This is a genomic window from Ruegeria sp. HKCCE4148 (assembly GCF_017872495.1).
In the GTDB taxonomy this organism is placed as follows: domain Bacteria; phylum Pseudomonadota; class Alphaproteobacteria; order Rhodobacterales; family Rhodobacteraceae; genus Ruegeria.
Genome location: NZ_JAEDOS010000007.1, coordinates 46,104 through 58,750 on the forward strand (window position 1 = coordinate 46,104; position 12,647 = coordinate 58,750).

10 protein-coding genes and 1 pseudogene are annotated in these 12,647 nt (G+C 56.4%); 8 read left to right on the plus strand and 3 right to left on the minus strand.

The features are described 5' to 3' along the window. Positions 1 to 208 precede the first annotated feature (208 nt). The 3 genes and pseudogenes from I9187_RS16900 to I9187_RS16910 all read right to left on the minus strand — a co-directional run bounded on the left by I9187_RS16900 (position 209) and on the right by I9187_RS16910 (position 4,567). Positions 209 to 565 carry a hypothetical protein gene (locus I9187_RS16900; protein ID WP_209940268.1) on the minus strand — a complete coding sequence of 119 codons (357 nt, stop codon included), beginning with the start codon at positions 563 to 565 and terminating at the stop codon, positions 209 to 211. A gap of 214 nt (positions 566 to 779) precedes the next feature. Next, positions 780 to 2,963 (minus strand): annotated as a pseudogene (locus I9187_RS16905) (esterase-like activity of phytase family protein). Positions 2,964 to 3,091: 128 nt separating this feature from the next. Next, a complete protein-coding gene (locus tag I9187_RS16910; protein ID WP_171181076.1) occupies positions 3,092 to 4,567 on the minus strand; it encodes an NAD-dependent succinate-semialdehyde dehydrogenase in 1,476 nt (491 codons plus the stop codon). A 267-nt stretch (positions 4,568 to 4,834) separates the two neighbouring features. Here I9187_RS16910 and I9187_RS16915 point away from each other — a divergent pair, with 267 nt between their 5' ends. The 8 genes from I9187_RS16915 to I9187_RS16950 are packed head-to-tail and all read left to right on the plus strand — an operon-like array spanning position 4,835 to position 12,645. Further along, a complete protein-coding gene (locus I9187_RS16915) occupies positions 4,835 to 5,914 on the plus strand; it encodes a hypothetical protein (protein ID WP_171238830.1) in 1,080 nt (359 codons plus the stop codon). A 6-nt stretch (positions 5,915 to 5,920) separates the two neighbouring features. Then, the gene (locus I9187_RS16920) at positions 5,921 to 6,295 is read left to right on the plus strand and encodes a hypothetical protein (RefSeq protein WP_209940269.1); all 375 of its coding nucleotides are present in this window, start codon (positions 5,921 to 5,923) and stop codon (positions 6,293 to 6,295) included. 33 nt (positions 6,296 to 6,328) lie between these two features. Then, positions 6,329 to 7,447 carry a hypothetical protein gene (locus I9187_RS16925; RefSeq protein WP_209940270.1) on the plus strand — a complete coding sequence of 373 codons (1,119 nt, stop codon included), beginning with the start codon at positions 6,329 to 6,331 and terminating at the stop codon, positions 7,445 to 7,447. Between the two features lie 56 nt (positions 7,448 to 7,503). Further along, positions 7,504 to 9,441, plus strand: a complete 1,938-nt coding sequence (locus tag I9187_RS16930; protein ID WP_209509745.1) for an ATP-binding protein — start codon at positions 7,504 to 7,506, stop codon at positions 9,439 to 9,441. Beyond that, the gene (locus tag I9187_RS16935; protein ID WP_209940271.1) at positions 9,434 to 10,354 is read left to right on the plus strand and encodes a restriction endonuclease; all 921 of its coding nucleotides are present in this window, start codon (positions 9,434 to 9,436) and stop codon (positions 10,352 to 10,354) included. The genes I9187_RS16930 and I9187_RS16935 overlap by 8 nt, the downstream gene beginning before the upstream one ends. A 30-nt stretch (positions 10,355 to 10,384) precedes the next feature. Continuing rightward, entirely contained in the window at positions 10,385 to 11,722 is a 1,338-nt protein-coding gene (locus tag I9187_RS16940; RefSeq protein WP_209940272.1) for a DUF6638 family protein, read from the plus strand. 1 nt (position 11,723) lies between these two features. After that, on the plus strand, positions 11,724 to 11,990 hold the full coding sequence (locus I9187_RS16945; protein WP_171181087.1) for a hypothetical protein: 267 nt from the start codon (positions 11,724 to 11,726) through the stop codon (positions 11,988 to 11,990). 10 nt (positions 11,991 to 12,000) lie between these two features. Further along, complete coding sequence (locus I9187_RS16950; RefSeq protein ID WP_171181089.1) at positions 12,001 to 12,645, plus strand: DUF1523 family protein; 645 nt, start codon at positions 12,001 to 12,003, stop codon at positions 12,643 to 12,645. The last annotated feature ends 2 nt before the right edge of the window (positions 12,646 to 12,647 follow it).

The window sequence follows — 12,647 nt, forward strand, 5'->3', positions numbered from 1 at the left end:
CCCCGCGTTCCTCCAGACGCGGGGCGATGTTTTTTCGTCATCGGGACCTTCGGTAGGCGGACAATTCTGCCATTTGGCATATCGGAACGAGTGTCGGCTATTGGTCGTCGGTAAACTTGATACAGAACGCTTACAGTACCTTTTGTGCTTAGACGCAACTTTGGTACTGGGTGGGTCATTGACGTTAGCGTCAATCATGGAGTTTTCTTTATTTTGAAAGCATCTTTCCGGTTTTATAAAGTCGTCGCGCAGTGACTTCGATCAAATCCGTAAGCCTTCCGCGCTTCTCCATTTGCAAAACGCCCGCGTCCAACGATCGAAGCACTGAATCAATGTCAGGCGTTTCAATTTCGTAAACTGTTAAGTACTTTCCCTTGCCCTCACACACTTCGGCACGTTCATAGCGTGAATTCAAATCAGCTTCACAGATGTATCGTGTGGCACGCAGGATTCCTTTGATGGCGAGGACATCCGGCAGGTCGATGTCGTCATACCACTGATTGTACTCATCCTCACGAGAAGGATCGACGCAATTGGATTCTACGACGAAAATATGCGTGACCATGGTGAAACAGTCTCCGTATTGAGGGGTCCTAATTGAGTGTTAGTGCATGATTGGCCTTGGTTCCATTAGCCCCTGAAGTTTCTATCATTCCAATTTCTCAAACCGATCGTTCGTGCCTGGCGCAGCATCGGTCAATATGGGCTCAAAGCTGACGCTAGAATCAAAATGACCCCGCACAATTTCGTGCGGGGCCCATTGACGTCTTGCAAATAAATTAGTTCCCAGCCGTCACTGACCCGATCGACCAGAACATCGTCTCGCCCGAGGCATCGTCAACGCCGTCATTGTCGGTCATCACAAACGCCTCGCCCGAGGGCAGGATGGCCAGACCTTCGATCTTGTCCAAAACATAACCACCCGTCGAGGTCAGGTCGGGCAACAGGTCACGGACCTCTTGCTTGCTGACCACGGGCAGAGCGCTACCCAGCGGGGACGGTGTCATTTCCGACAGCGGGATGCGGTAGACCTTTTTGGTTACGGCGCGGTGGTCATGTTGGTTGTCGCGCTCGATGACATAGACATGATCACCAAAGGCCACGATTTCCGACAGACCGACCCAGCCCTTTTGCGGGTCTGCCTTGGGGTAATGCACGGCACCCCACTCCTTAGTCTCAAGGTTGTAGGCCACCAGTTTCACGTGGTTTTCCGGATCATCCTTCCATTCGCGCTGAACTGCCATCCACAGGGTATTGCCCACCTTGGTGATGCCTTCGAAACCAAAGCGTTTCTCAACTGCCATCAGTTCCGGCGGCAGGCCGATCTCGCCCTTGCGGTCCTTGATCAGACCATCTGCCGAGACGTGATAGATCGCATGGGGGATGACGCGGTCGGTGCGGCCTTCGGAGACGACGTAGAAACCACCTTGGCCGTCCAGCGTGATGCCCTCCAGATCCAGCTTCTGCGCCGGATTACCGTCCTGACGGTGGATGCGGATCACGTCCACGATCCGTGCCGGGCTCTGGCTGGGGTCGATCTTGAAGATCGACGGCTGGAAGCCATAAAAGCTGTCATTGACCGCATAGATCATGCCGTCCTCATCCGCGACCAAGCCGGACAGAGCCCCCCATCCGATCAGTTCATCCGCACCTTCCGAGGTTAGATGCGGATAGTTGGCCGGGGCGTCCTGATATTCGAAGATCGAAACATGCGCGCGTGGGCCGCCATCTTCGATCAGGTCTTTCTCGTTGGCCGAGATCAGAAGGTTGCGTTCGGGGATTGCAACATAGCCTTCCGGTCCAACGCCTGAAGGCAGCAGTTGTTTCAGCACTGGGTTGGCTGGTTCGGTGGCGTCATAGACACCCACGACCTAGGCGCGCTCGGCCCCGACAAAGATCATTGGTGTGCCGCCAAAGGTGGCCGCGGTTACACTTTCCGGCTCAACGCCTTTGCTGTCTGAACGCTTGTCAGGGTAGTGGCCGATCTTAATGATGGCCTTCTCGAAATCGGTGCCGTTCTCGTAAACAACCGTGCCGTCTTTGTGGAAGATCGTCCAACCGCGCGACCCGCCTTCATAGTCACCTTCATTGGCGGTCGCGAAATGATTGTCGTCAATCCATTTCACCGCGTCCGGTTCGCGCAAACGACCCGGCTGGCTTTCGGTGAAGATCAGCGCGCCGCGCTCATCAGTGGCGTCGATGCTTTCCAGATCAACCGCGCCTGCCGAGAAATGGCTGACCACGTTGCCGTCCCTGTCGACCACTGCGATGTGGTTGTTTTCCTGCAATGTGACGACAATTTCACCCAGAGCGTTGATGTCAACGAACTCGGGCTCGGGGTCGGTGGGCGCGACCTCTGCCAAACCGGTTAGCGAGGCCATCGTCATACCCGCGCACTCCAGCGCGCCGTCTTTCAGTGGCACCAGTGCTAGCGATCCGGCGGGCAATTGTGGGATTATGCCATCGTTCAGGTCTTCGTCGCGTTCGTTTTCGATCGCAACGGCAACAAAGCTGCCATCCGGTGCGATGGCGACGCTGTCAGGCTGACCGCCCAGATCACAGGCACCGGTTTCGGCCTTGCTTGCGATATCGACTGAGATCAGTTTGCCGGACGGGGCGGTATAGCTTTCCGACGTGTTCACGCCGACAAAAGCCGTCGTGCCAACAATGCCCACGGAGGTCGGTTCGCCGCCCACTTCCATCGCGCCCAGCGGGGCCGGGTTCGCGGGGTTAGTGATGTCGATCATGCCGATCACGGCCAATGGGCTGTCGGTATAAACCAGCGTCATACCATCCGCGGTGGCCGCGATGATCTCGGGCGAGGTTTCTCGGGTGGTGTCGGCCCCTTCGGCTATGTTCTTGACGACTGGAAAAGACGCAATTCGGTTGAAGTTCATCTCTGCCACGGCCTGACCGGCGGTCAGGGCAAGGGCAGATGTCAGGCAGGCAAAACGCAAAGACATCGTTGAGTATCCCCTCTCAGTTGGATGAGAGGGGGATGAACGCAGGTCATTGCAGGGATGTGACGGTTTATTTGCAGTTTTATGACAAACCGAATGGCCCCGGCGCTTTGCACCGGGGCCAGGTCAGATTAAACCGACATGCAGACGTATTTCATTTCCAAATAGTCTTCCATACCGTGGTGGCTGCCCTCACGGCCCAGACCGGATTGCTTGACGCCACCGAACGGGCCCAGCTCGGTTGAGATGATGCCCGTGTTCACGCCTACGATGCCATATTCCAGCGCCTCGGCCACTTTGTAGACGCGGCTCAGGTCCTTGGCGTAGAAGTAAGAGGCCAGACCAAAGATCGTGTCATTGGCCATGGCGATGACATCGTCCTCATCTTCAAACTTGAACAAAGGCGCCAACGGGCCAAAGGTTTCGTCCTGCGCGACCAACATATCCTGGGTCACACCGGTCACAATGGTCGGCTGGAAGAACGTGCCACCCAGATCATGCGGCAGGCCACCGGTCAAAACCGCGCCGCCCTTGTCGGTGACGTCCTTGATATGCTCTTCAACTTTGGCGACAGCTTCAGCATTGATCAGCGGGCCGGTTGTGGTTCCGTCGGTCAGACCGTCACCTACCTTGAGCGCCTCGGTGGCGGCTTTCAGCTTGGCTGCGAAGGCGTCGTAAACGCCAGCCTGCACGTAGATACGATTGGCGCAGACGCAGGTCTGACCGTTGTTGCGGAACTTGCACATCATCGCGCCTTCGACCGCTGCATCCAGATCGGCGTCGTCGAACACGATAAACGGAGCATTGCCGCCCAATTCCATCGAGCATTTCATCACCTGATCGGCAGCCTGTTTCAGCAAGATGCGACCGACCTCGGTTGAACCGGTGAAGGTCAGCTTGCGCACGCCGGGGTTTTCGCAGAATTCCTTGCCGATTTCGCTGGCGCGCGACGACGGAACCACGTTGAACACACCAGCCGGAATGCCAGCCTTTTCGGCCAAAACGGCCAGAACCAGAGCGGACAAGGGTGTTTCCTTGGCCGGGCGCGCAACAAACGCACACCCAGCGGCCAGGGCAGGACCGGCTTTGCGGGTGATCATTGCGTTGGGGAAGTTCCATGGTGTGATCGACGCCGCAACACCAATCGGTTGTTTCAGCACCATGATCCGCTTGTCACGCTGATGCCCCGGGATCATCTCACCGTAGACACGCTTGGCTTCTTCGCCGAAGAATTCGATGAAGGACGCGCCATAGCCGATCTCACCAATCGCCTCGGCAAGTGGTTTGCCTTGCTCGGCCGTCAGGATTTTGCCCAGATCCTCAGCGTTTTCCATCATCAGATCGAACCAGCGGCGCAGGATCACCGCACGTTCCTTGCCGGTCAGTTTGGCCCATTCCTTTTGCGCGGCTTCAGCTTGTGCAACCGCTCCGGCAACCTGGGCACGGCTGACATCGGCCACTTCAGCGACTACGTCACCGCGTGCGGGGTTGGTCACGTCAAACGTCCCGTTATCCCCGTCCACCCATTGGCCGCCTATATAGGCTTTCGTCGCCAGCAGTTCAGGGTTCTTCAAAATCGACTTCAGGTCTGTAGTTGCGTCCAGCATGGGCCAGCCTCCGGCAGGAATAATGTTTGCGCGCACCCAATCAGCGGGTTCGAAACTGTCTATGGCCACTTCGCCCCCTAAATCAATCCAGATTTGGCTGAATAGTGTGTGATTTTCGTATACCGATCCACGTTAAGCTGCAGCCAGCCGCCTATCTTTTTTGCCCCGAGTTTGCAAAAGTCTGGTGGAAAAATTAGCGCAGGGGGATGTAAATCGGTGTAACATTCCCTATCTTATTGGTTAAACAGACAAAAAGGGACACCAGAGATGTCGAACCAGCAATTCGAAGCCCTTATAGAAGAAACTCAGGCAAAAGTGCGTGAGTCTCAGTCACAAATCGAAGGGCTGACCTCACGGATTGAGGCTGCGCGGGCCAAGATCGGCACCGCCGAGGCGGATATCGACATTGAGAACGCAACGCTCGAGGATGTTCACGCCCATACCGAGGTGATGAATGCCAATATCGCCGAGCTGATCATGGGGCTGGACGACGTTACAAACGCGTTTTCCAAAGATTTCGACGAAATGCGCTCGAAAACCGGGTGGGAGGCGTTTGTTGGCATCTTCTCGAAAGGTAAGTCCGAGTCGATGCGGCAGGAACGGATGCGCACGGCCAATATCGACGACAAGCTGCAGGACCTGATCGCTAAATCAGATGTGATCGTGCAATTGTTGCAGGGGCAGCTGTCCGTACTGGAAGAGCAGCGCGTCAAAGTTGAGGACAACTTGACCGGCACACTGGATGACCGTGAGGCGACCGTGGCCGAGCTTGAGGCGTTGCGCGCCGAGATCCAAGGCATGGATCCGACCATTATCACGCTGGAAAACAAGATCAGCGTTGAACAGGACGCCGCTGCACGGACCCAGTTAGAGACTGAATTGGCCGAGCTGAACAAGCAATACAACGCCAAGGTTCAGGAAGAGCAGGTCAAGCTGGCCAAGTCTCAGACGCTGGAGCGCTATATCGAAAAGGGCAAGACCTGGGTCGACTCACTGCAGAACCAGGCGGCGACTCAGATGGTGCTGATCAACAAGCTGCAGACAGACACGCAGCAGCGCGTGGTGCTGTATGACGCGCTGACCAAATCGCTGAAAACCGCGCAGCAGCAGGACGTGGCGCACCGCATCAACGAAATCGGCGTGCAGACCGACCAAGAGGCGCAAACCGCAATGGCCGCCATCGGCACCGCGACCAACCAGAAAATGGCCGATATGCTTGAAGCGCACGAGGACCACATGGTTTTTGCCCGCGACGTGCTGGAGAAAAAGGCCAAGGCGGACGAACGCTTTGCCCGCCGGTTTGCGTCTATTGTCGAGAAGCATGATAAAAATTTGTATGGGGGTTAAACCCTGATGTGGAGCTGGAAAGTATTTTGCAGGTTTGGCCTCTTGGGCATTTTTTTCACGATTGCAGGGGGATTAGTCTCCTTTCTCTCTGGTGTCGGTGTTTCGTTGTCGAAAATTGGTGCCGATGCGCCCTTTCAGGTTGCCAGCCAAGAGGCAGTAAACGGAATTGTGTTCGCAGCACTTTTTCTGGCAATTATTTTCATCTTGGTTGGGTGTCTTGGAAATCTAGCCCGCGCGCTGTTTTCAATGACTGCTCACACCATTCGGAGCCGCGAGCCACAATTCTTCAATGTGCGCCAATCGGAGGCCAATATGCTCTTTAGCTTCTTTGAACTTGATGCATTTGGAAGAGTGCTTTCTGTCAAGGATGAAGGGCAGTGATTTCAGAAGTTGAAATGCTGCCGAGAACCGCAAATGACTGACCCCACCCAAGACCATGTCGGCCTGACCGACACCTTCGCCTCGCGCCGCTATTTCTGCAAATTTGAGGTGATCACTGTCCACCTCCTGCGCGTGGCCGCGACGATGGAGGCGGAGGGCGCGATCAGCAAGCAAGAGGTGCGGATCGTGTCGCGGTATCTCTCGGGGTTGCTCTATACCTTCCGCGCACTGTCCATGAAATACCTGCTGGTCGGGCGCGATACTGGGCGGTTCTTTGGCAGCCTGGCCATGGACAAGCGCGACAGCGGGTTTCCGGTGGCGGCCGAATTGTTGACCATGGCCAATGACGCGCAGCAGGCGCAGGTGCATCTGGCGAATATGCCGTCGGAAGACGATCTGAAAACCGACATGGTTCGGACAATTATTGGCGACCGGGAGATCCCCACCAAGCTGCAATTCGCCCTGTCACAAAGGCTCTTTTATGAAGAATTACTGAAAGGTCAGCTGTTCTGGGCCCGCAACGATCCCGAATGCCATTGGATCGGGAATGAGGGGGATCGGCGCAAGTTCATGATCCACTGGGCGGTCTATGACAGCCAGATCAACCTGCCGGTCATCTACTTGATGCAGCTTGAGGACAGCGGCAAGACGGCCCTGCCCAAGGACCAGCGCCGCTGGCCCGAGGTGCAGGCGCATCTGATGGCGCAGTCTTTGGGCGGTTTGAAACTGGTGACCATCGCCAAGGGCTTCGACCAGGATTTTGACGACCTGCATCCCAAACACCTGCGCCGCATTCATGTGGGGCCAATGTATTCCTCGGCCTATACCGAGCAATCGGGTCCTTTGCGGCAGGTGCTGGAGGACGCACAGGCACCCGAAGGTCAAGATTGGGCACTGGCCTGGACCACCGAGGAGCTGGAAAGCGAAGAGGTCATCGAAGAACGCGCCGGATGGTTTTCAACCGTCGAGCGCGAGATTTTCGCGCTGGATCCGTTTGGCGGGCAGGGCGCTGAGACCGGGGCCACGCGGACGCAGCGGTCGATCATCCTGCCCCAACGCCCCTTTCAGGTGCTGGCCGAGCGCAACCCGCCGGGGTTTGCCGATGTGCGCAAATTCGTCGTTAGCAAGGCAGGACAGGTGTTGCGCTATTGAGTTTTTCGCCTTCGGCGACCGTATTTTGGACGAGAAGAAGATGCAGGGTTGAGCAAATGAGTTTGACGTCAGATCAGATGGAATTGCGCGAAGACGATATTCGCAAACATTACCCGGCGGCGACCGCCTTGCTGAATGGGTTCGAACACGCGCCGCGGATTGCGAAACCGGTTGAAGTGGCGGTCGAGCGATCTCCGGGTGTCACGACCGGGAGGCGGTTTCGATCCACCACACCCGGTTTGGTGACGCGGCGCACTGTACGCGCAGACGGGGTGCATCTGGTTGAACGGATTGAGGCATCCGATGACGGCGATACGCTGGTCTCGCCGCCGCAGGCCACCACGCAACAGGCCATTCGCCGCGCCATCGCAATCGCTTTGGCTGTGGCCGAGGCTTATGCGGACCAGACACCGCTGGCCGATTTGAAGCGTGCGAACCTAGCCGGGGATCTGCCTGCCGCGCGGAAGGCCGAGTTCTCGGGTTTGCTGACCGCGGAGGCGCTTATCTCATCGCATGTGCTTGGAAATGCGCTGGCGTATCTGATGTCCTCACATCTAAGTGAAACCACCGTCGATATCGGCGAGGTCGAAGAGATCCTGACCGACAACGGCCAACTCGCCCTGCATGGCGCGCTGTGGGAGCTGGACCAAATGTTGGCCAAACACGCCCCTGACGACGCCCACCTGATCGCCGCCACAAGTGCCTATGCCGAGCAGTTGATGGAAAAGGCAGCCCTGCGTGCGCAGTCGGCGGACCATCTGGCCCCGTTCCAGAACGCCGCCTGGCATATCGACGCCGATGACCTGACGATCCGAGGGTTCGAGCCGGCCTCAAAGGCCAAATCCTCCACTCTGACCATGACGTTCAAGAAACCGAACGAGGTGGTGGGCAACCATATCGCCAAGTATCAGGCGATGAAGCTGGCCAAGATGCTGATGGCCTATGACTTCGACCGCCGCCTGAACCCGTTTGCGGAACTCGGCGGGTTCATCTTTACCTTCATGGGTGACGGCAAACCGGGCACCGGCAAGACCACCCTGATCCAGATGATGGCCGGGCTGATCAATGACTATTGCCAGAACGCGGGCTATCCGTTCCGCTATCAGAACCTGAGCACCGACAATATCGACAGCTATCAGGGCAAGTCCGGCCAGAACGCCAAAGCCTTTATCAATACGATCATTGATCCCTCGGTCATCGGTTTCGGGACCATCGACGATATAGACCAACTGGCGGGAAAACGCGGCGACCGGCAGTCCAGCGCGGGCCAACTGGAAATCACCGCTGTTCTGATGGAGAGCTTTGCTGGCGCCAACACCGTCGTGCGCGGCAATTGCACCTTTGGCATGTTCTCGAACTACCCCGAGAATGTGGACGACGCCCTGCGACAGCGGGCCGGCGCGCGGTTTCTGGTGGACGGGCCGCAAACGCGCGAGGATTACATCGACATCCTGCACCTGCTGATGGGCCGCAACCACGACATCCCGCTGGGCGAACACGAGGCTCACGCCGCGCAGGAGATCAAGAAGGCCGTCGCCGCCAGTTTCGAAAGCCATGCCCGCCCGCATGAGGACGCCCTGTTGCAGGTCTATGACCGGGTTTCGGGCGAGATCGGCCAGATGGACACGATTGCCAAGCTGGGCACCTACCTCAAGGCGATCCAGGCCGCGGATGAGCGGTTCACCGGCCGTGCGATCAAGAACATCACCGACGCGGTCAAGGTCCGCGCGATGGATTTCGAATTGCCCGACGAGTGGATGGAGAACCCCGACCTGTTCCTGTTCCGCGACTACGACACCAAGAAAGCGATGATCGAAGACCTGCGCCAGCCGATCACGGTTGAGATGGTGATCCAAGAGATCAACCGCTACGCCGACAGCGAGTTCCGCTATGCCGACAAGAGCGACGAGGTCGCCATCGAGAACGCTGTCCGTGAGATGGGCCGGATGGAAGAGGCCAAGCGGCGGTATTTAAAAGGAATGAACTTTGACTAGAAGATTTGTTATTGAAGCAGAAGGCTACCCGGAAATGCCTGGCATGATGCTGGTAACCGTCGAGGCTATGAAACAGGTAGGGGGCTCCGCAAGTATTTACGAACTTGACGAGAAGGTCGCGGAACTTGAAGGCGTTTCTGAGGAAGAACAATCCTTCATGATGACCGGAACTAACCAAGGCCAACCACGATTGAACTACTATCTGGCTTGGGCTCGAACCTTTTTGAAGAAGGGTGGTGCGCTCGAGAATTCCGCTCGTGGTATTTGGGCGTTAACTGAGTTCGGAAGCACCATAGATACAATTGACGATACTCAGCGAATAATCGACCAGGTTAACGAAGAAGAAAAAGCTAGAGCTCGCGAGCGCCGGAAGAAGAAACAACAAAACGGGGATGAGCCCGAGTTGTTTTCACCTTCTGATCAGAGTGGCAATATCGAAGAGACGCCTGATACAGAGACGTGGAAATCAAGGTTACTTACCACTCTAAAACAAATGGACCCATACGCCTTTGAACGTTTAGCACAGCGCTTGCTTCGGGAAGCAGGGTTTACCAAAGTCGAAGTCCGTGGAAAATCCGGTGACGGTGGAATCGACGGTGTCGGCGTTCTTCGGGTGAACCTCGTTTCGTTCCAGGTGTTCTTTCAGTGCAAACGCTACAAAGGAAGTGTTGGGTCATCGGAAATTCGCGACTTTAAAGGGGCGATGATGGGACGAGCAGACAAAGGATTGTTCATAACGACTGGAAATTTCACCGCGCAAGCTTCGGACGAAGCTACAAGGGATGGGGCTACCGCGATTGACCTAATTGATGGGGATCGCCTGTTTGATTTGCTCAAAGAAAACGACCTTGGGGTTGCGACAGAAATGATTGAGTCGGTCACAATAGATGAGAAGTTCTTTGCCAGCGTTTAGTGTTAAATCAAAGGAAGGAAGGTCCGCTTAGTGATCCGCCTCATCGAAAAAGGCCTGATGTTCGGTAATCTTGTCCACATCTCCAGCCCGGCTCTGGTCGAGCGGTATAACCGCGCGCTGCAGCATCTGGCGGGCAAGACCACGGCGCTGACGGATTTCCATGTCGATATCTCGGGTTATTCGCCGGAGGTGGGGATTGAGCTGGAGGACACGCTCTACCTCAATCCCAACGGGGTCAACCGGCAGTTCATCCTGCTGACGACCGAACAGAAACGCGCGCCGCTGTTGAATGTCAAATTCTCGACCTCGCGTGATATCCTGCGTGAATTCATCGAGATGAACGAGGCGCAGTTGTTCGCCCTGACCGCCACCGATGCAGTGGCCGGAGAGCTGGTGAACTCAGTCTTCAAACTGTCCACACCGCGCGACCTGCTGAACCTGCGCAAAATCGAGATTGAGGCCGACACCGCAGGCGGCACCTTGCGCAAGGCCCAGCAACTGGCGGGGATGGTCGAACGGTTCAAGACCGAAGAGGATGCGTGGTTCGACGACGTATTGATCGCCAAGATGATCGAGACGGCCAAAGAAACCGGCGACGTCACCCGCAATCCGGTCCGTCTGCGCCACACGGATTTTGAGCAGCGCAATTTCTGGACCGCGCATTTTGGCGGGCTGTATCTGTTTCCGGATGTGGATCACCCGGCGGCCATCTGTATGGGCGAAAAGCCGGATGATCTGCCGATAAATTACACCTTCGACCCGTCACAGCGGAACCAGATTGCCAAGTTTCTGGACTACAACGATCTGGTCGAACCGATTGTCAAAGCGCGCGGCGTGGATGCCGCCGCGATCCTGCAACAAAAGATGGATTTCCTGACCGTCGATGCGGCTGCGGATGCAGATGTCGACCTGACCGGGCTGGATCGCAGCGACATGCGTCGGCTGGCGCGCAACCACTCGGATCGCCTGCCCGAGGCTTATCACGGGCTCGCTCAATTGCTGCGCTGGGCGAGCGATGGGGGGCCATGGCCGCGTATCACCTCGGACCATCCGGCCTATTTCTATACTTTGCGCGCGGCGGATACACCGAACCGCGATCTGGTGAACATGCTGCTGTCTGAGTTGGCCCCGCTGGACCCGCGCCAGATGTTCATCTGCCATAAAGAGCTGTTCTACCGCACATATTCAGGTTGGCCCGAGAGCAAGAAAGCCTATGTTGCCGACTTCCTTGCGCGTGAGTATCAGGTGGACAAGCAAGGGGCCCGCGCCGCGTTGTTTGGGCATGAGCCGGATATGAGCGGCAATGACCGGGTCAGCGATGACATAATCGCTCGGGTCGGTCCCTGGGGTTCGGTGAGGAAAGGCTGATATGATCGGATTGTTGCGCCTGTTGCTGATCTTGCTGGTGGTCCAGACGATTGCCTATGTGGCGCTGTCTTTCTATTCGCGCGGCATTCGGCGGCGTAAGCTTGAGGACTGGTGGGATAAAAAAGGCAAAACGGGCAACAAAGAAGCCTTTGTCGAACGCGGATTGCATGTGTATGACAATTCGTTCCGGCGTAAACTGATCCTGGGTGTCTATATTGTGCCGTGGGTGGCGATTGGCGCGCTGATCTACATTGTGAATTACATGTGAGGATTTAGGCATGGCCTATGTGAAATGGGCGTTCATTATTATCTTCTGGGGTACGATTGCGGCGGTCTTGCAATACTCATTGCCGCAGCATGACATTGTGCGCATCGTCAATACCTATGAAGAACGGCAGGATCTGAACGACTGGACCCGGATTTTCTGGTCTGAACCCCAGGACCAGTCCGCAAGCCTTGCCAATCGGGACGTGCAGTTCATTCAGGCCGTTCGCGAAAGCGGTAAACCCATCGTCTATCGAAACGAGGATACTGGATGGGGTTGGCCCCCCTATTTCAAGTTCGATACCGCAAACCTGTATACCGAAGCCAATGATGCGAAATCGACCAAAGAGAATCCGAAATGGGTGGTTGTTACTCACTACGGCTGGCGCAACGAGTTTCTGTCGATCTTTCCAAACGCCATCTTCATCAACCATGTAGATGGGCCGGATGCGCGGATTATCCCCTGGTTCAACATCATATTCCTGACGATTTTCGCCGCGGTGGTCTGGGCGATATGGGTGCGCTGGCGCAGGTTCCGGGAGGCCCGGATCGACCCGATGATCGAAAACGTGGAAGACGGGCTGTATGCGGCGGGTGACGCAATTGAAGAACGGCGCACCAGGTTTCGACGCTGGCTGGACAGCTGGAAGTCAAAGTAAAG